Origin of the sequence: Acholeplasma laidlawii, assembly GCF_015709225.1 — a bacterium.
GTDB classification, from domain to species: domain Bacteria; phylum Bacillota_I; class Bacilli_A; order Acholeplasmatales; family Acholeplasmataceae; genus Acholeplasma; species Acholeplasma laidlawii_A.
Genome location: NZ_JADNRS010000042.1, coordinates 39,587 through 60,588, shown reverse-complemented (window position 1 = coordinate 60,588; position 21,002 = coordinate 39,587). Strand labels below are relative to the sequence as shown.

At 30.9% G+C, this 21,002-nt stretch carries 18 protein-coding genes and 1 other annotated feature; of the genes, 8 read left to right on the top strand and 10 right to left on the bottom strand.

What is annotated here, in order from left to right; all coding sequences use genetic code 11:
• From IY230_RS04360 to dnaA, 10 genes are all read right to left on the bottom strand, one after another.
• The coding region (locus tag IY230_RS04360) for an ABC transporter ATP-binding protein (protein ID WP_196370162.1) at positions 1-1,082 on the bottom strand (1,082 nt) is incomplete at its 3' end.
• A 189-nt stretch (positions 1,083-1,271) separates the two neighbouring features.
• A complete protein-coding gene (locus IY230_RS04355; protein ID WP_196370160.1) occupies positions 1,272-2,351 on the bottom strand; it encodes a hypothetical protein in 1,080 nt (359 codons plus the stop codon).
• Positions 2,348-3,214, bottom strand: coding sequence for an ABC transporter ATP-binding protein (locus IY230_RS04350; protein ID WP_196370158.1), 867 nt, complete (start codon positions 3,212-3,214; stop codon positions 2,348-2,350). Before IY230_RS04350 ends, IY230_RS04355 begins: the two co-directional genes overlap by 4 nt.
• Positions 3,207-3,545 carry a GntR family transcriptional regulator gene (locus IY230_RS04345; RefSeq protein ID WP_196370156.1) on the bottom strand — a complete coding sequence of 113 codons (339 nt, stop codon included), beginning with the start codon at positions 3,543-3,545 and terminating at the stop codon, positions 3,207-3,209. Before IY230_RS04345 ends, IY230_RS04350 begins: the two co-directional genes overlap by 8 nt.
• 425 nt (positions 3,546-3,970) lie before the next feature.
• The gene (gene gyrA / locus IY230_RS04340; RefSeq protein ID WP_196370154.1) at positions 3,971-6,574 is read right to left on the bottom strand and encodes a DNA gyrase subunit A; all 2,604 of its coding nucleotides are present in this window, start codon (positions 6,572-6,574) and stop codon (positions 3,971-3,973) included.
• An 18-nt stretch (positions 6,575-6,592) separates the two neighbouring features.
• Positions 6,593-8,500, bottom strand: a complete 1,908-nt coding sequence (gyrB, locus tag IY230_RS04335) for a DNA topoisomerase (ATP-hydrolyzing) subunit B (protein WP_196370152.1) — start codon at positions 8,498-8,500, stop codon at positions 6,593-6,595.
• Positions 8,490-9,539 carry a DNA replication/repair protein RecF gene (gene recF, locus IY230_RS04330; protein WP_196370150.1) on the bottom strand — a complete coding sequence of 350 codons (1,050 nt, stop codon included), beginning with the start codon at positions 9,537-9,539 and terminating at the stop codon, positions 8,490-8,492. Before recF ends, gyrB begins: the two co-directional genes overlap by 11 nt.
• Positions 9,536-9,742, bottom strand: a complete 207-nt coding sequence (locus IY230_RS04325) for an RNA-binding S4 domain-containing protein (protein WP_230852594.1) — start codon at positions 9,740-9,742, stop codon at positions 9,536-9,538. The genes recF and IY230_RS04325 overlap by 4 nt, the downstream gene beginning before the upstream one ends.
• Before the next feature lie 240 nt (positions 9,743-9,982).
• On the bottom strand, positions 9,983-11,113 hold the full coding sequence (gene dnaN, locus IY230_RS04320; protein WP_196370146.1) for a DNA polymerase III subunit beta: 1,131 nt from the start codon (positions 11,111-11,113) through the stop codon (positions 9,983-9,985).
• A 130-nt stretch (positions 11,114-11,243) separates the two neighbouring features.
• Positions 11,244-12,602 carry a chromosomal replication initiator protein DnaA gene (dnaA, locus tag IY230_RS04315; RefSeq protein ID WP_196370144.1) on the bottom strand — a complete coding sequence of 453 codons (1,359 nt, stop codon included), beginning with the start codon at positions 12,600-12,602 and terminating at the stop codon, positions 11,244-11,246.
• A gap of 384 nt (positions 12,603-12,986) precedes the next feature.
• Here dnaA and rpmH point away from each other — a divergent pair, with 384 nt between their 5' ends.
• The 8 genes from rpmH (at position 12,987) to IY230_RS04275 (ending at position 20,924) form a co-directional block, all read left to right on the top strand.
• Positions 12,987-13,121, top strand: coding sequence for a 50S ribosomal protein L34 (gene rpmH / locus IY230_RS04310; protein ID WP_012243355.1), 135 nt, complete (start codon positions 12,987-12,989; stop codon positions 13,119-13,121).
• A 102-nt stretch (positions 13,122-13,223) separates the two neighbouring features.
• On the top strand, positions 13,224-13,574 hold the full coding sequence (gene rnpA / locus IY230_RS04305) for a ribonuclease P protein component (protein ID WP_196370142.1): 351 nt from the start codon (positions 13,224-13,226) through the stop codon (positions 13,572-13,574).
• Positions 13,574-15,049 (top strand): YidC/Oxa1 family membrane protein insertase, encoded by a 1,476-nt coding sequence (locus tag IY230_RS04300; protein WP_196370140.1) that lies wholly within the window; start codon positions 13,574-13,576, stop codon positions 15,047-15,049. Before rnpA ends, IY230_RS04300 begins: the two co-directional genes overlap by 1 nt.
• A gap of 14 nt (positions 15,050-15,063) precedes the next feature.
• Positions 15,064-15,681 (top strand): RNA-binding cell elongation regulator Jag/EloR, encoded by a 618-nt coding sequence (jag, locus tag IY230_RS04295; protein ID WP_196370138.1) that lies wholly within the window; start codon positions 15,064-15,066, stop codon positions 15,679-15,681.
• Between the two features lie 96 nt (positions 15,682-15,777).
• Positions 15,778-16,704 carry a hypothetical protein gene (locus IY230_RS04290; protein ID WP_196370136.1) on the top strand — a complete coding sequence of 309 codons (927 nt, stop codon included), beginning with the start codon at positions 15,778-15,780 and terminating at the stop codon, positions 16,702-16,704.
• Between the two features lies 1 nt (position 16,705).
• Positions 16,706-17,833, top strand: coding sequence for a DNA recombination protein RmuC (locus tag IY230_RS04285; protein ID WP_196370134.1), 1,128 nt, complete (start codon positions 16,706-16,708; stop codon positions 17,831-17,833).
• Between the two features lie 38 nt (positions 17,834-17,871).
• Positions 17,872-18,101: a binding site (T-box leader), on the top strand.
• A 46-nt stretch (positions 18,102-18,147) separates the two neighbouring features.
• The gene (asnS, locus tag IY230_RS04280) at positions 18,148-19,539 is read left to right on the top strand and encodes an asparagine--tRNA ligase (protein WP_196370121.1); all 1,392 of its coding nucleotides are present in this window, start codon (positions 18,148-18,150) and stop codon (positions 19,537-19,539) included.
• Positions 19,540-19,547: 8 nt separating this feature from the next.
• Entirely contained in the window at positions 19,548-20,924 is a 1,377-nt protein-coding gene (locus IY230_RS04275; protein WP_308705634.1) for a deoxyribodipyrimidine photo-lyase, read from the top strand.
• Positions 20,925-21,002 lie beyond the last annotated feature (78 nt).

Sequence of the window (21,002 nt, the reverse complement as noted above, 5' to 3'; positions counted from 1 at the left end):
AACTCACTATTTTCTATGTAATCAATATAATCTTGTGTAATATCATTGGTTGCAAAAGCAAAACTAATTTCTGGTTCATAACCAACGACCCCACCTTCAACAGGTTCAAGTTCGACACGGTCACGGTTAGCATTGATGATTGCACTAAAGTCGGTATAAGAACGACTCACCTCAAGTGGTAGTCCTGCAAATGTACCGCGCTCCATATCATTTAAGTACTCTGTAAATCCATATTGTAAAGACATTACAAGTGCTACCCCAATAATACCGATAGATCCGGCAAGTGCTGTAATAAGCGTTCTTGTCTTTTTAGTAAGCATGTTTTTAAAGGATAGTCTTAATGCAGTAAAGTAACTCATACTTGACTTACTTGTTTCATTTTTTAATACTTTATTATCCTTCTTATCATATGGATTGGTGTCCCCTATAACTTCACCATCTTTTAATCTTACAATTCTATTTGAAAATCTCTTTGCTAAATCGGCATTATGGGTTACCATAATGATGAGTTTGTCTTTAGATATTTCTTTTAGTAGATTCATAATGTCTTCAGATGTTTCACTATCTAATGCACCAGTTGGTTCATCAGCCAGAATAATTGTTGGGTTATTAACAAGTGCTCTTGCGATAGAAACACGCTGTTGTTGACCACCAGACAATTGATTAGGTTTCTTATTGACATGATCTTTTAATCCCACTCTGGTTAAAACATCAAGTGCTCTTTTTCTTCTAACTTCTCTTGAAACACCAGATAAAGTTTGAGCTAACTCAACGTTAGATAACACATCTAAGTGTGTAATTAAATTATAGTTTTGGAATACAAAACCTACTCTATGGTTTCTATATGCATCCCAGTCTTTATCTTTATAATTTTTAGTAGATACATTATCAATGATAATATCTCCACTATTGTATCTATCTAAACCACCAATTAAATTTAATAAAGTTGTTTTTCCTGATCCTGATTCACCCAAAATAGAGACAAATTCATCTTGTCTAAAGGTTAAATTGATACCCTTAACAGCATCAAATCTTTGTTCACCTATTTCATAGTACTTAGTTAATTTTCTTACTTCTAACATATTTATACTTACCTTCCCGGTATACAACATTAAGATAAATGAATGTATACATTATAAACTATTTACATTTTATCATTTTTACACTATTACATTTGTGAATTACTAATATATGTGAAAGATTTTACATTATGTAAAAACATAGGGCACAAACAATATATTTGTTTATGCCCTATTTGGGTTATTATGATATTAAATCAAAGCATATGTTATATAAACTATTAGAGAAGATATGAGTATAGTCACACCAACCACCAAATAATCATATTTTGATATTCTAAACTTTCTTCTATAAATGATGTACATAACATAATACACTGACAATAACATAGGCAATAAGAATATGAGACTGGTTAAACTTTCATAATTTAGAATAAATAGTAACATACTTGAAAATAATATTATCAAGGGATTTATTACCTTATATCCAATACCTGATGTCGTTACGCCTCCAATATTTTCTACCTTATCAGTTTTTGATTTATTTACTACATACCACACACAAAATGTACTTAATACTACATAAATAATTGCATGAACTACAACTACTAATACATCATTTTCTGTCATCATCAGTATATATTCACCTGTATATGGTGGTGTTGCTTGATTAAGTAGATACATCATCCATTCAACTGCACTATAATACGGGTAAATCACCATCTCATTGAATCCTAGGTTTGAAATATTATAACCATATTTAAATGCTGGTATTGTATACATAATAAGGAAACTTAAAATAAAATATGCAAAGACCAATCCTGCAGCATCAATGATATTGTTTGATCTAAAAATAATAAGTTGCATTAAACCAAATAATATAATCAATAGTAACAACAAAGCCGCATAAGTAAGCCATATTAATCCCATATTAAACGCCTTATTTGATAAGAAATAAAACACTACAGTGGTTCCAATAAACGTTATGGTCATAACTATCAATACTTGAATAAATCCAACAATTAAGTGTGATAAAACTAATTTGTTTCTAGCTATAGGTAGCGCATAAATAACATCTTTATAATCTTTAGATTTTAATTTATAAACCCTAAGAAGTAGAATAACAATTAGACTAATAGTTAGTGTAATCATCAACATAATGGCAAATGAACTTGGTACACTATATCTCCAGACTCCATTATACAAGTTAAACCTAGCATAACTATTTCTATCCAAATATACAATGAATATATTAGCAAGTAATGTAACACTTGAAATGATCACTGTTTCTAAGAAAGCATTTTTAAATAAATACTGAATGTATTTTTTCATAGCTTAGTTGCCTCCTGAATCATAAAATACTCCTCAAATGTCATATCTAGTTGGTCTAAAGCTAAGATGTTTTCTTCTAAAATTAACCCTTTAATATCCTTTTGGTTATTTAAATATGCAGTAACAACTCTACCATCACGCTTAGAATGAATAAAATCATCTTTATTTTTCAATACAGGTTTTTCAATATCAGAGGCGATAATCCTGTACTTAATAACCTTAGATACAGCATCTGTTATATTTCCATATGTCTTGAAATGACCGCGATCAATTATTCCAAAACTATCACATATATCTTCAAGTTCTCTTAAGGAATGACTGGAGATGATAATAATTTTTTCCTCATTAAATGACTTCATCAAATATTTGCTGAATTTTAGTCTTGATACTGGGTCTAGTCCATCAAATGCTTCATCTAGTAGTAGGTATTTAGCTTCTGTAGCAAATGCTAGTGCAATATATCCTTGACGTTTCATACCTTTGGAGCATTTAGATAATTCTAAATTTGACTCTAAATTAAATAACTCAAGTACTTCATTAAAAACTGTTCTATTCATTGAATAAAAAACATTATACAATTCAAAAAGATGTTCAAACGTTGTAAACTGCCCATGAGCAGGATTATCTGGTAAGTAGAATATATTATTTCTTTCTTCTAAACTATCAGTTAACAATTGTCCATTAATTTCTATACATCCTTCATCTGGTTGGATAACACCGGAAATTAATCTTAATAATGTAGATTTTCCACTTCCATTGATACCTATTAAACCAAATATTGTACCCTGTCTTATTTCGATATTCATAGAATTTAATACAACATTTTGATCATATGATTTTCTTAGGTTATTTATTTTAATCATGTGAATCCTCCAATAACTCATTAATACGTTTTATAATCTCTTTTTTTGTCTTAAAGTTTTTTAATTCTGATAAAAGCACTTTTAATTGAGCCTCTAACTTCTCACTCGGATTATGAATAAACCCTTTAACAAATGCACCCTTTTTAGGGATTATCTCAATAAGACCATCTTTCATTAACTCTTGGTAGGCTTTTTCTACAGTATTAGGATTAACACCTAATTCCCCAGCGACTGTTCTTAAGGAAGGTAACATATCTCCTGTTTTAAATACACCTGTTTTAATAAGTGTTTCATAATGATTTTTAATTTGCATATAAAGATCAAGTTTCACTTATAATGATCTCCTTTGTATGTTGTCTTAATTAAATGTTATATGTTATCAATAATGGTTAGTAAGTATGTTGAAAGACTTTCGTAATCCTGGCTTTCTATTTCGATATGAAATGGTTCGATAATAATATTTGTATTTAAATGTCTATCCATTAAAAACTTTACTTCAAAAATGCTTTCATCTATATCACTAAATATGTCAGTTAACTTATCTATATACCCAGTATTTTTTTCATTTTATCCCTCAATGTTTTTTCAATCTGTATTATCTGTATTACTTCACTCATATCTTACAACAATCATTAATACATGTCAATCATAGTTATAATTTATTAGTTGTAAGTATAAGTGTTATTTCTTAATATATAAAAAAACCACAGATAAAATAAAGTAATTTTATTGGTCTGTGGTTTTTGTCTTATATGATTATAAATCTAATTTAGTTTGTTTAGCGTTTTTTGTATCTTCTTCATCTACTGATTCTTCTAGTGCTTCAAGTTCAACAACTTCTAAGACCTTTTTTTGATTACTTAGAGCCATTTGTTCTTGAGTTACTACAGCTTCATTAGATACAACTTCTTCTTCAGGTTCTTGATGATCTACAATTGCTATTGTTGATACTTTTTGATCACCTTTAAGTGTAATAATTCTTACACCTTGAGTTGCACGTTTTGTTTGTGAGATTTGATCAATTGGCATACGGATTGTAATACCTCTATCACTTACTACAATGATGTCTTCATCATTTGTAACCTTACGTAAAGTTTTTAACTTACCGTTTTTATCTGTTACATTTAATGTCTTAACACCTTTACCACCTCTGTTTTGAAGTCTATATTCAGTAATCGATGTACGCTTTCCATAGCCGTTTTCGGTAATGACTAAGATATCGTCTTCAATACCGTCTACTACTGCAAAACCAACAATTTCTTCATCATCTGGTATGTCCATACCGCGGACACCGGTTGCTGTACGTCCAATTTCTCTAATATCTGTTTCAAGGAAGTGGATAGCTTTACCGTTTGATGCACCTAGTAAGATATGTTTATGACCATTGGTTGATTTCGTCACCAAGAGTTCATCATCTTCTCTTAAACTGATTGCTATAATACCGTTTTGTCTAATATTCTTGTAGTTATTAATATGTGTACGTTTTACGATACCTTTCTTAGTAACAAAGAATAAATAGTGATCTTCAGCATCAAAGTCTTTAATGGTTGTAAAGCTTGCTAATTTTTCTCCTGGTTGGAAGTTTAGGTAGTTTACAATTGGTACCCCTTTAGATTGACGTGATCCAGATGGTAAGGTATACCCTTTAAGTTTAAATACTCGACCTAGGTTGGTAAAGAATAAGTGGAAGTCATGTGTTGATGTCATCGCAATATGCTCAACAAAGTCATCGTCATGTAGTTTAACACCACTCATGCCGACGCCACCTCTGTTTTGTAGTTTATACTCATCTAAATTCATACGTTTGATGTAACCATTATTTGTTACGGTTACAACGATATCTTCAACAGGGATTAAATCTTCATTATCAATATCAAGGTCTTCATATAAATTCACTTCTGACATACGAGGATCATCATATTTATCTTTAATTTCTTGAAGTTCAGACTTTATAATTTCAATTTTTAGATCTTCATCACCTAAGATATTTTTGTATTCAGTGATTTTGTGTGCTAAATTATCTGCTTCTTCATGAATTTTATCGATTTCAAGCCCTGTTAATCTTTGAAGTTGCATGGTTAAAATAGAGCGTGCTTGGATTTCTGTGAAATCATAGGTAGCTATTAAGTTATTTCTAGCATCTTCTGGATTTTTTGCTTCTTTAATGATTTTAATGACATTATCTACATCATTTAAAGCTTTAACAAGTGCTTCTAAAATATGCATTCTAGCTTCAGCTTTTTCTAAATCATATTGTGTACGACGTGTAATAATTTCAATTTGGTGAGCAATATAATGTGTTAATGCATCTTTTAAGCTTAGTAGTCTTGGTTGTCCATCGACTAAAGCAATCATATTAATACCAAAGGATGTTTGAAGTTGAGTATGTTTATATAAGTTATTTAACGTAACAGATGGATTAGTATCTTTTCTAAGTTCAATAACGATACGCATACCTTTTCTATTAGATTCATCTCTTAAGTCTGAAATACCTTCAATGATCTTATTTTTAACAACTTCAGCAATTCTTTCAATTAATGTCGTTTTATTTACTTGATAAGGTATTTCAGTAATAATTAATTCTGTTCTATTTTTAGTTTCAACAATCTCGTGTTGAGCACGAACAGCAATAATACCTTTACCTGTTTCATATGCTTGACGAAGACCTGTAATACCAAGAATTTGACCACCTGTTGGGAAGTCTGGTCCCTTAATGTATTGCATTAATTCTAGTATTGTAATATCAGGATTATCTATATATGCAAAGATTGCATCAATGACTTCACCTAAATTATGTGGTGGAATATTTGTAGCCATACCAACAGCAATACCGGTTGAACCGTTTACTAATAAGTTTGGATATCTAGATGGTAATACTTGTGGTTCACGTTCTGAACCATCATAGTTATCTACAAAATTTACTGTGTTTTTGTCAATATCCCTAACCATTTCACCAGCTATTTTAGATAGTCTAGCTTCGGTATAACGCATCGCAGCAGCACCATCACCGTCAACAGAACCAAAGTTACCGTGACCGTCAACTAATGGTTTTCTGTAACTAAATGGTTGTGCCATACGCACCATTGCATCATAAATTGAAGAGTCACCATGAGGGTGATATTTCCCCATAACATCCCCAACGATTCTCGCTGATTTTTTATGTGCAGTATTTGCATACATGTTATTTTCATGCATACCGTAAAGAATACGTCTTTGAACTGGTTTTAATCCATCTTTAGCATTTGGAAGTGCACGAGATACAATAACACTCATCGCATAGTTTAAGAAGGATGTTTTCATCTCTGAAGTAATGTTTACTTCTTTAATCTTATCATGTAGTTTATCTGTATTTTCACTCATTATTATTTACATCCTTTCCTATGCATCAATGTCTGTTGCATATTGTGCATTCTTTTGTATGAAGTCTTTTCTTGGTTCAACTTCTTCACCCATTAACATAGAAAACACTTGATCAGCTTCAATAGCATCATCTAATTTAATTTGAAGTAAGGTACGCTTTGCAGGGTCCATTGTTGTGTCCCATAATTGCTCAGCATCCATTTCTCCTAAACCTTTATAACGTTGAATAGTAGGTTTTGTTTCAATTGTTTTTAGTAGTTCATTTAATTCTTGTTCATTGTAAGCATATTGAAAATTTCTGCCCCAAGAAATTTTATATAGTGGTGGTTGAGCTGCATATACATAACCAGCATCAATTAATGGTCTCATATGTCTAAATAAGAATGTTAATAGTAGGGTTCTAATATGTGCACCGTCGACGTCAGCATCGGTCATAATAACAATTTTATGATAACGAGCTTTTGTAATATCAAACTCATCAGAAATACCTGTACCCATTGCTTGGATTAAATTCACAATTTCTTTATTGGAAAGCATTTTATCTAAACGTGCTTTTTCTACGTTTAAGACCTTTCCACGTAATGGCATAATTGCTTGGAATTCTGAGTCTCTTCCTTGTTTTGCAGAACCACCCGCAGAGTCCCCTTCCACAATATAGATTTCTGATTTTTCAGGATCTTTACTGCGGCAATCCGCTAATTTACTTGCAAATCCTAAAGCATCAAGTGGTGATTTTCTTCTTGTTAAATCTTTAGCTTTTCTTGCAGCAACACGTGCGCGTGTTGCAAGTAAAACTTTTTCAACAATCGCTTTAGCTTGTGTTGGGTTTTCCATTAAGAAACGTTCTATTGCTTCACTTGTAATTTGGGATGTAATTGCACGAACTTCAGGGTTACCTAATTTGGTTTTAGTTTGGCCTTCAAATTGTGGTTCTGGATGTTTAACTGAGATAATTGCAGTTAAACCTTCTCTAGTATCCTCACCTGAAATACTATCATCTTTTTTCATTTTTAAATCATCTGCATACTTAGATATAACACGTGTTAATGCCATCTTAAAGCCATCTTCGTGCATTCCACCTTCAGTAGTTGAGATGTTATTTGTAAAGGAGTGAAGGTTTGGAGAATAGCTATCTACAAACTGCATAGCTAGTTCAACTGTAATACCATCTTGTTCTTTATCGATATAAATAATGTCATTATGAATCTTTGATTTAGACTGATTTAAGAACTTAACATATTCCGTAATACCACCTTCATAGTGGAAAGATTCTGTTCTGGATTCTTCAAAGCGATCATCGATTAAATTAAGTTTAAGTCCCTTATTTAAGAATGCTAATTGTTGGATTCTAGTTCTTAAAGTTTCATAATTGTATATAACTGTTTCAGTAAAAATAAGTGGATCCGCTTGGAATGAAATAATCGTACCTGTTTTGTCTGTATTACCTTTTATTTTAAGATCGTATGCTGGAATACCACGTTCATATTTTTGTTCATAAATCGTTCCATCTTTATGAATTTCTACAACAAACCATTCAGATAAACCATTGACTACAGATGCCCCTACACCATGTAGACCACCAGAAACTTTATAGGACCCTTTATCAAATTTACCACCCGCATGGAGCGTTGTTAAAATTGTTTCGACAGCCGGTCTTTTTGTCTTAGGGTGGATATCAACTGGAATACCGCGTCCATTATCAGTAACACGTATGACTTCACCTTTTAAAATCTCTATGGTGATTTCATCAGCATATCCGCCTAAAGCCTCGTCAATTGAGTTATCAACGATTTCCCAAACTAAGTGGTGAAGTCCACGTTCTCCTGTGGATCCGATATACATACCTGGTCTTTTTTTAACTGCTTCTAATCCTTCCAATATTTGAATATTATCTGCAGTATAATGACTGTTATTATTATTTGGCATTGATTGTTTCTCCTTCTTGTAATACTATTTTTTGAAAATCTATTTGTCCATTTATTGGTAGTGCTGTTGTAATAAATACTTGATGATTTTTTGATAGTTGACTCATAAACAAGTTTTGACGTTCTAAATCTAATTCAGATAATACATCATCTAATAGTAAGACTGCATCCGTCTGAGTCACTTCTTTAATCCATTCTAAGAGGGCTAATTTAAGTTCTATGACAATTAATCTACTTGTTCCCTGTGATGCACTGTCTTTTGCATTTAAACCCTTATAAAGTAGTTTAAAGTCGTCTTTGTGTATACCAGCAGTTGTTGTCTCATACATAATATCTTGTTTTTGTTTTGTTTTAAGATGTTTAAGGAAGTTTTCTTTAGTGACATTAGGTTCATATTGAATCTCAACATCAAAGTCCTTATACTTAGTTTTATTAACTTTAAATTTTTGATTCAGTACTTCAATAAATTTTTGTCTTTCATCAAAAATTTGAATACCTACATCATAGAGTTGTTCCCCTAAAATATTTAAGAATGTATAATCTGTTAGATTTCTATTTTTCTTAAGTAAGGCATTTCTTTGTTTTAAGATCTTTTTATAACTATTTAAATTTCTTAAATAAGTTTTAGATACTTGCATAAGTTCCATATCTAAAAAGTAACGTCGCTCGGAAGGACTTCCCTTGATAAGCATTAAGTCTTCAGGAGCAAACATTACAACTCTTAATTGACCTATATAGTCAGAAATTTTTCTAACTTCTGATTTATTGATGGTTGTTCTTTTACCATTTGGTGTAAGTACAATCTCATGTAATTTCAAATCCTCTATAAGTTTGACTGAAGCATAGGGTTTCTCATATTGAATCATATCCTTTTCAACGCTTGTTCGATGTGACTTCGTTGTTGCGGCAAAGTAAATCGATTCTAGAATGGAAGTTTTTCCAACTCCGTTTAAGCCTTGAATAATCACGAGTGGTTTATCGATTAAAACTTTATAATTTTCTAAATTTCTAAAGTTTCTCAATTCAATTGAAGTAATCATTTAATTAAAATCTTGTTGCCGTTAATCGTAACAACATCACCTTTTTTAATCTTCTTTTTCTTCTCGTAAACTTCTGCATCATTTAGTAATACTACATGCTCATATAAAAAATACTTCGTTTCCCCTCCGGAACCGATGTAGTCTAAAGCTTTTAATAATTGTGCGATGGTTATAAACTCGCCTTCTAGCTCAAAATGATTCATACGCTTCATTCACCTACCTATTATATTATAACATAATATAAGTAAAAAAGCGCACTTTTTAACGCTTTTTATCTATATTAATGTTTACTATGGCCTATATATGAAAAATGGTGATTTCGGCTGTTTTTGAAGCATTTAGATTTTAATGTACTTTTTAATCCGATTTTTAAAATTTCTATAAAAAATGCCTTAAGACCGGTTTTATGGGTTCTTAAGACATTTATTTTTTATCTATATTTATTAGTCAATACGTACTGGTAAGATTAAATGTAGTAGATCAGGATCTTGGTTTCCTTTTACTACAAACGGTTTAATTTCACCTGCAAAGTTTAGTGTAACTTCAGTCGAATTAAATGCTTTAAGTGCTTCATTTAAGTATTTAGAACTAAATGCGATTGAAATTAGTTCACCGACTACATCATCTGATGGAATAATTTCTTCTTTTGCATCACCGACTTCAGTGTTTGTTGAAGATATTTCAACAACTTGATCTGGTCTTAATGTTAATTTAATAATATTATAGTTTGATTCTCTATCTCTTGGAGATAATAAAGAGACACGGTCCACTGCGTTTAATAATTCTTCTTTATTAAATGTAATGACAGTAGGAAAATTAACAGGTATGATTTTCGCTGTATCTGGGTATGTGCCTTCTAATAATCTAGTTTGGAACCAAATCTTATTCATTTTAAATAGTATTTTATTTGGATTAATAAATACTTCAATTTCTTCATTCACATGATCTAATATTTTTGATAGATCATCTAATGATTTATTTGGAATAACAATATTAAATGTTTTAGAATGTGTTCTTAGTTTTAAATTCTTTTGAGATAAACGGTAAGAGTCTGTTGCGACTGCAAATAAGTGGTTATCTTGATATTTAAAGTTCACACCAGTTAGAATTGGACGCTTCTCATTATCAGCTGTAGCAAAATTAGTTTCTTTAATAATTTCTTTAACCATATCAGATGAGAGAATCACTGGTTCTGCTAAGTCTAAAAAATCAACATCTGGATAGTCATCAATATCCATAAGTTTTAATTTAAATTCTGAGCGATCTGCTTTAATAACTAAAAGTCTTTCTTCTTGTAGTGCAACTTCAATACGCTTAGCAGCTACTTTTCTAATAATATCAATAAAATAACGTCCAGGTAACGCAATTTTTCCTGTCTTATGAACAACTAATGATGGATCATCTATTAATACTTGAATAGCTATATCTGAATTAGAAGCAGTTAATTGAATATAATCTGAAAACACTTCAAATTTAATTGCATATAAAATAGGTAGAGGTGTTTTATTTGGTAATCCTTTTTGAACATGGATTAGATGGTTTAGTAAGATATCTCTTTCAATTGTAAAATTCATATTTTACCCCTTTTATTAATTATTATTTCTTCTTTGTTATTGTTAGTGTCTGTGGGAAAGTGGGAAACTAGCAATAATCGCTTCATCTACCATTTATTTTACCACATTTAATCATTTTTATAAACATTTATCACTTTAATGATGGTGAATCTATTTTTTTGACAATTGAGTCAACAGCAAACTTTAAGTTCGAATCCATCCTCATATCGCGTTCTACTTTCTCACAAGCAGCCAATACAGTAGAGTGGTCTCTATCATTAAACAAAGAACCAATCGTTTTATAAGGTATATTGAATTTGAGTTTGATAAGATACATTGCGATATGTCTAGGTAATGTGAATTTAGCATGTCTTTTTTTACCAATTAAGTCTGGTAATGACACTTGGAAGTAATCTGCAACGATACTTTGGATCTTATCGTAGTTATTTTCGTTTAATTGATTTGTTTTCTTCTTTGTTTTTAAGACAGCACCAAGTGCTTCTTCAACAACATCCATTGTTATTTCTAGATTAAAGGTTTGTGCATAACTAATTAAACGAATGAGTGCACCTTCCATTTCTCTAATATTTGCTGCAAATTGAGATGCAATAAAGGTTAAGATATCCTCTCCTACCTCTAAGTTTGCATCTAATGTAGCTGTTTTTCTCTTTAAAATGCTTATTCTATGTTCTAATTCAGGTATTTGTATGTCTACAGATAGACCAGCTTCAAAACGTGTTGTTAATCGCGGCATAATATTTGTTAATTGTGAAGCTGGTTTATCAGATGTAATGACAATTTGCTTATTATTTAAATATAGATAGTCAAAGAGTTTAAAGAATTCCATTTGAGTTTTACTAGCGTTGGCCATAATTTGAATATCATCCACTAATATAACATCTATATCTTTATATTTAGCATTGAATTCTTCAGTCTTATTTTTATTTCTTGATAAAAGTGATACAAAGTCTTCAATAAAATTATCAGCTTTAACATATAATATACGTTTTTCAACATCATTATCTAATATATAGTTACCTATTGCTTGCATAAGATGGGTTTTACCTAAACCTACATCACCAAATATGTAGAAGGGGTTTGCTACTGCTCCAGGTTGATCAGCAACCTTCATCGCCATACGAAAAGCAAACATGTTAGATTTTCCAACAACAAAAGAGTCAAAGGTATATGTAGAGTTTAAGTTACCTTGACGATAATCAATGGTTAATTTACGATCCGCTACTGGTTCTTCAATAACTTCCTCTTGTGATATGAATTTCAATCTAACTGGAGTACTTGAATACTTAGTAGCAAGTTCGTTAATTTTTGCGATGTATAGTTTATTGATACGATTCTTTAAGAACTCATTTGCTACAACCATTGTAAGTAATCCGTTTTGATCTTTAAAAGTAGAAGTCACTGGTAGAAATAGCTCGTTGTAAGTCTCCTCGTTGTATAGTTTTTCTAAATCCTGTAATATTGTCTGCCATAGTGTGCTGTTTGGACTCATGACTGCCTCCCTGAATTAATAATTTATGTAAAACTATGATAGCATAAGAAACGACAAATTTAATAAAAAGTTTTCCACATTATTTGTGGATAACTTTTTGATTTCAGTGCTCTTTAAATATTGAATTGTGGATAACTTTCAGTGTGTCATTTGCTTTGTAAGGCTGTTAAATATACTTACGCTACTTATCAACATTGTGAATAAAATGTGGAAACTTTATCCACAATGTGTGGACAATAAATGTGGGGAACATTCATATTAAAAATTGTGGGAAAAATCAAATAAAAAATAAATAAAAGAAAGACCATTTTATGTTTGACTTTTAAGTACACTTTATTTATAATAAGAAAAGCAAGGTTTCATAAGAAAGGTGGTTTTTTGATTATGAAAAGAACATATCAACCAAGTAAAATCAAACATCAAAGAAGGCACGGATTTAGAGCTCGTATGGCTACTGCTAATGGACGTAAAGTATTAGCAAGAAGAAGAGCTAAGGGTCGCCAATCTTTAACTGTTTAATAAAATTATATTAAAGTTAATAAATACCAGGACTACCAGATCATTAACAAATTTTGTTTATTTGTTTTAGGTAGTCCTTTATTTTTTAATTTGAGGTAAGTAGTGAAGAGAGTATATTCTATAAAAAGTAAAAACGAATTGGATTTAGTTTTTAAGGAAAAAAAATCCGTTGGTAACGGATATTTTGTTATATACTTTATACCCCATGAAACACCTCACTTTAAGTATGCGATATCGATCGGCAAGAAATTCGGAAACGCAGTAGAAAGAAACCAAGCTAAACGTCGACTTCGATATATTGTTTCAAATTATTCAAAATATATAAATCCTAAGTATAGATTTGTTATAGTGGTACGACCACAATCAAATCTCTTACCGTTTGATTTAATAAAAGAAAATATAACTAAATTGCTTATTAAAGCAAAAATCATAGAAAAAGAGGTTCAAAATTAATGCGTAAAATATTAGCAGTACTTACGGTGTTAGTGTTTGGATTAGTATTGGTTGCATGTTCACCCGATACATCTGAAATTGATACGTTCCTATCACCTAATAAAATAGTATATACGATGGATGAAACCAATGCGAATGGTCCAATCATTGAAACAGGGGATTTTGAATTTTATTCCATTCAAAAAAATAAGACATCAACTAGAGTAGATGTTGCATCTACTGAAGTAACAAGTGTTTCCTTAGGTAATAATATCTATGAAATCACAGTTCGTGGTCACAAATATAATGTATATGCATACCAAACAGGTTATGAGGGTACAGTAAGTGACCCGAATGAAATTGTCGTATCTGCCTTAAGTCCAACTTATGGAGTTGAAAACGCTGCAGACAAAATTAAAAATGTTAATGCACTATTCTTCACAGTTATTACTAATCAAATTGATCTAGATAATGTACAAGTAATCTCTGCACAGTTTAAAACAAAATCAAACACAGAAGTTATTAAAGAAACTGGAGCTAATGCTCAAAAGTATTTGGTAACACCTGAAAACTATGAAGATAATGTGTTTAAGATCAATTCAAATAACGTTTTATCATTTAAATTCCACGATCTAAACGATACAGTTCAAGTCATTAAGAATTTATCTTACAAACCAGCAGATAACCAACTACCAATTAACACTAAAATGGAAAACTCATGGTTAGGCTATGTATGGGACTGGGTTTTCATTATCCCAATTTCGTTTATAATGCAATTCTTTGCATCCTTATTTGGTTTAAATAGCTTTGGTTTAGGTATCTTATTTGCAACCATTATTGTTCGTACAATTGCATGGCCAATTTATGCCAAAGCAAATGATATGTCAATTAAAATGGCTGTTGCACAACCTGAGTTAACTAAATTACAAAATAAATATGCACTGAAAAAAGACCCTGCTTCACAACAAAAAATGCAAATGGAAATGATGCAACTATATAAGAAACATGGTATTTCAGTATTAGGATGTTTTACACCAATTCTTCAAATGCCAATATTCTTAGCAATGTTCCAAACTGTTTACCGTATTACAGTACCTGGTGGTATGTATGCTGCAAATGTAAATAATCATAAAATCTTATTTGGATTAATTGATCTATCAGCGGGTGGATTTAATGACGTAACAAGTTATATCTTAGCTGCAATCGTTGGTGTGACTATGTGGTTATTACAACGCCTATCTCAAAAGAAACCAAGTTATGCTAAAAACACAGGAACTCAAGTAAAGACTGAACAAGCAGAACAACAAGCAAAAACAATGAAGACTGTATCAAACGTAATGATTGGTATGATGGTATTAACTACAATCACATCAGTAAATGCGCTAGGATTTTACTGGGTGATTGGTAACTTATTCTCTATTGGACAATCATTCATTAATAGAAAATTATCTGAAAAGAAATACGAAAAATCTAGAGCTTCACAAAGCATTATCTAAGAAAGGGGTTAGACATGCTAAAAGTAATTGAAATCGAAGCTAAAACGCTTCAAGAAGCAACAAAAAAAGCTTCAGATATACTAAAAATATCGGAAAATAAAATAAAATTAGAAGTTTTAAAAGAGAAAAAAGGCTTTCTTGGTGTTGGTGGAAGCACACTTTATAAAGCAAGCCCTAATATTGATTTAGCTATTGAAGGTAAACAATACTTAGAAAGTATGGTAACTGCATTAGGTATTGATGTTAAAATGGAAGTTCAATCACCAGATGAATCTACAATCACTTACCGCCTTCAAACTTCAGAAAATGCTTTATTAATAGGTAAAGAAGGTAAAACTTTATTAGCTTTTCAAACATTACTAAGAAATCATTTATCAACGTTTGTTGAAGAACCAATACTAGTTACGCTAGATATTGGAAACTATCATGCATCAAGAAAACGTCAATTAGAAATTATGGCAACTAAAACCGCTAAAGATGTAGCAAGAAGCGGGATTGCAGTAAAACTTGACCCAATGAATGCATTTGATCGCCGCATCGTACACTCAAAACTTACAGAGTGGCGTGATGTTGAGACATATTCTGAAGGTGAAGGCGAAGAACGCGCAATCATCATCAGACCAAAAAAATAAATACTTAAATTATAAAATATCTCCCATTATTTGAGATATTTTTTTTCACCTAAATCAAAGCATATTAAAATAATGATTTAATGTTATAATTTACTTATGAAAAATAAAAAGAAAATAACTAAAGTACTTAAAAAAATAATTAAATACATTGCTTTAGCATTTATCTTACTGATAGCTTACTTTATAGGAGAATCAACCTATGAAAATATTAAGAAAAATCAGATCATTAATGAGTTTAAAAGTAGAGCATATGAAACGGTAGAGGTAAGTCAGCATGACACAACCTACTTTTATCATAAAATAAAAAGAACCTATGATTATGAGTTGTCTGACACACGTTCTGTATTTTATGATGCAAAAAAAGTTAATCCTGGACAAAAAGGCGATATTCTCTTAACTTTTGAGTCACCATTCCCATATATACCTGTTGTAGATCAAATTTATGGCTACTGGCTAGGTGGACATGCTGCATTAGTAGGGGACAATAATCAAATTTATCAGTCCACCGGAATTGGTGATAATGGTACCTTAGATTTTACTACCATATTTAATGTAATCATGCACCGTGGATATGATGAGACTGATAAGTATGGCTTAAGTGTTCAATCTGTTTCAAATTACTGGATGACTCCATTCAGAAATGAAACACACTCAGAATTTCCTTATTACGGTAGATTTTATAGAGATGAAATTATGTCACTTAGGTTAAAGAGTAGAAACATAGAAACGTTTGATTTAGAACTAGATGTTGCAGTTAATTATGCAAAAGATAAAACAAACAGAGGTCTATACAATTACTTATTTATATTTGATACCAAATATAAATATTATTGTACAGATTTAGTCACACGTGCCTTTGGTCAAATAAATAAAGATCTAGGTACAAATTATACACTAGACCGTGATGGCATATTTCCTAGCATGTATGATATCTTACTATCAAGTGATACGTATATGACGATTTATAAAGAAACCAAGCCTGATGGTATACATGTTTATTACTTAGAAGATATGGAGGTATAAAGTGACTAATACAGAAATTATTTTACTCATCAGTATGATTGTTATTATATTATTTTTAATGATTCTAATAATCATACTTATTAAGGGTAAAAAGTATCCTAGTAATGAAATAAAAGCTAGACAACAACAAGAAATTTTATCTAAAATAGAGTATTTGAAAACTGATTTCAAATCAGCACTAGATAAACAAAATATGCAAAGCCAACTGGAATTAGAAAGAACTATTAATTACTTTAAAGAAGCCATTTCGACCAAAATCAATGTGGATTTACAATCCATGAATGATAAAGTAGAAACAAGACTTAAAGAAGGTTTTCAATCAAGCGATAAACTATTTAGTTCTATGCTTGAAAAACTCACTATTATAGATACTACACAAAAGAATATTGAAAACCTATCCGTGCATGTAAATGATTTAAAAACATATTTATCAGATAAGAAATTAAGAGGTATGTATGGTGAGTTACAGCTATACCAAATACTTGAAAATGTCTTTGGTGAAAACAATAAAAAGCTCTTTACCAAACAGCATAAACTCTCTAATCAAACAGTTGTAGATGCCATAGTCTATGGTAGTGGTGATGCACTAAATATACCAATTGACTCAAAGTTTTCACTAGAAAATTATATTAGAATGTATGATTCAAACTCAACGGATAGTGAAAGAAAAAATGCATCTAAACTCTTTGAACAAAATATTAAAAAACATATTGATGATATTGCTAGTAGATATATCATCAAAAATGAAACAACAGACTACGCTTTAATGTTTATTCCAAGTGAGGCAGTATTCTCAGAGATTCAAGCAAACTATATTCATTTAGTAGAGTATGCATCTAAAAAGAAAGTGTGGATCACATCACCTACTACTTTGGTCTATATGCTTACAATGATACTAGTCATCAATCAAGATCTAGAAAAAGAAAAGAATGCTGAAAAAATGCTTGATGAAATCAACAAACTATATAACGATTTTAGACTAGTATTTGAGCGTTTTAGTACTTTGGAAAAAGATATTAAAAGGTTATCAGAAAGTATTAAGACTTTGATGATACCGATGAACCGTTTAAATAAGAATGTCTACAAAATTGAACATTCCGACTTTAATAATATAAATAGTGATGACTAATTTTATAAATTAGTGATACAATAGTAATATAAACTTCATATACATCATAAAAAAGAAGAGTAAAACAGACGATATGTTTAAGAGAGTTAATGGTTGGTGAAAATTAACACATATGCTGATTTGAAATAACACTTTTTAGAGACAGAAGAACACATGTAAATGTTAGTAGAACTGTACGGATTGCTTATCCGTTATATAAGCAAAATGAGCGCTAGATTAAGTTTCTTGATCTAGAACTAAGGTGGTACCGCGATTAATCGTCCTTAGACTAAATTTTAGTCTAAGGACTTTATTATTATAAAAGGAGAAAACTTATGGATTTAACAATTAGAACAATATATAAAAATCCTGCACAATATGCAGATCAAGAAGTTATATTAAATGGGTGGATTAGAAACCACCGCGATCAAAAAGAATTTGGGTTTATTAACTTAAATGACGGTAGTTTTTTTGAAAACATTCAAGTGGTATATGAAAGAGCGACAACTAAAGATTTTGATGCAGTGACACGTTTATCTGTGGGCGCTTCTATTGAAGTTGTAGGTACACTTGTTTTAACACCAGATAGAAGCCAGCCATTTGAAATTAAAGCACTAGAAGTGAAACTATTAGGGGATGCAGGTGAAAACTATCCAATCCAACCAAAACGCCATACAAGAGAATTTTTAAGAGAAGTTGCACATCTTCGCCCAAGAACAAATTTATTCTCTGCAGTTTTTAGAGTTAGGAGTATTGCGGCTTACGCCATTCATAAATTCTTCCAAGAACAAGATTTTGTCTATGTACATACACCGATTTTAACTGCAAACGATGGTGAAGGTGCAGGAGCCATGTTTAAAGTAACTACACTAGACATAAATAAACCGCCTAGAAATGAAGACTCAACAATTGATTATAGTAAAGATTTTTTTGGCAGAGAAGCTAACCTAACCGTTACAGGACAATTAGAAGGTGAAGCTTATGCTCACGCATTTAGAAATATCTATACCTTTGGTCCAACATTTAGAGCGGAAAACTCTAATACTACAACCCATGCATCAGAGTTTTGGATGATTGAACCAGAGATTGCTTTTGCAGACTTAAATGACAATATGGAACTTATTGAACGTATGGTGAAATATGTTACATCTTATGTCCTAGAACATGCAAAAGAAGAAATGCAATTCTTTGATAAATTTGTAGAAAAGGGCTTATTAAAGAAACTAGATGATCTTCTAAACTCATCATTTAAACGTATTACACATGAAGAAGCTATTAATATCTTAATAAAGTCAAACCATAAATTTGAAAATCAACCAAAACATGGTGAAGACTTAGCCAAAGAACATGAAAGATATCTAACAGAAAAAGCATTTCATGGTCCGGTGTTTGTAACAGACTGGCCAAAAGATATTAAAGCATTTTATATGAGATTAAATGATGATCAAAAAACGGTTGCTGCAGTAGACCTATTAGTACCTGGTTCAGGTGAATTAGTGGGCGGATCTCAAAGAGAAGAAAGATTAGATGTTTTACTTAAACGTATGGAAGAGATGCATGTACCCATTAAAGATCTTGATTGGTATTTAGACCTTAGACGTTATGGCGGTGTTCAAACATCTGGTTTTGGATTAGGCTTTGAAAGATACTTAATCTATGTAACTGGTGTAGAAAATATTAGAGATGTTATACCATTCCCTAGAACACCTAAAAATATATTATTTTAATTAAAACTATGATACACAATGATAGAGTTAAACAGATTTTAGAACATAACACAAAAAATAAGGGTAAGTTCATTTTATACTGGATGCAGCAATCGATGCGCATCCAGTATAACCATGCCTTAAATTATGCCATAGAACTTGCTAATAAGAAGAGACTACCATTAATTGTATGGTTTAATATACTACCAAACTACCCAGAAGCAAACCTTAGACACTATACATTTATGCTAGAAGGACTAAAAGAAATTCAGGAAGATTGTTGTAAAGAAAACATTCACTTTGAGCTTAGTATTGGGAAACTAACAGATAATATCAAACCTTATTTAGAAGATGTGGATACCATCATTATGGATAGAGGATATTTAAAACCCCAAAGACATATGAGAAATGAAGTCTATAAAATCATAAAGGATACATATGTCATAGACATTATTCAAGTAGAGTCTGATCTTATTATCCCAGTTGAAGCATTATATCCAAAAGCTGCTTATGGTGCCTATGTAATTAGATCCAAAGTGATGGAAAAATTACATCAATATATGGATTATAAAGAATTATCTAGATTAGATAATTTATCAAAAATCCAAATTCACGAACCACTAAATCTTTCAAATATAGCGGATATAGTGAATAAACTACCAATTGATATAAGTGTTAAACCCTATCATAAATTTAAAGGTGGTAGAAAAGAAGCCTATAAACATTTAGAATACTTCTTTAACCAACTGCTTAAAGATTATGATAAAAGATCTGATCCTGCACTACATATACAACCTTATATGTCGATGTATCTACAATTCGGACAAGTATCTGATCAAGAAATATTACGTATGCTTTACGATCATCCATACTATAAACTCTACCCTGAAATGTCAGAAGGCTTTATCGAACAATTAGTGGTTAGAAGATCTCTTGCATATAACTTTGTTACTTATATTAAAGATTATGATAGATTTGAATATATGACAGAAGCTTGGGCATATGAAACGATGCATGAGCATGATAAAGACATAAGAAATCATATCTATAGTTTAGATGAGATAGAATTTAGTAAAACTCATGATATTTATTTTAATGCAGCTATGAAAGAAGCACGTATTACAGGCTTTATGGCTAACTACTTAAGAATGTATTGGGCAAAAAAAATTATGGAATGGTCAGGATCTATGAAAGATGCCTACCAAATCATTGTCCACTTAAATAATAAATATTTTATCGATGGAAGAAATCCAAACTCTTATGGTAATATTGCATGGAATTTTGGTAAACATGATAGAGCTTGGCAAGAACGTGCTATATTTGGTAAATTAAGATACATGAATGAACAGGGTTTAATTCGAAAATTCGATATGAAATCTTACCTAGAATATGTTAATAAACTATAAAGATCACTTCATGAAGTGGTCTTTTTTTACATTTGGTTACAAAAAAACGACATTTTGTAACATCAAGAAAATTTATTT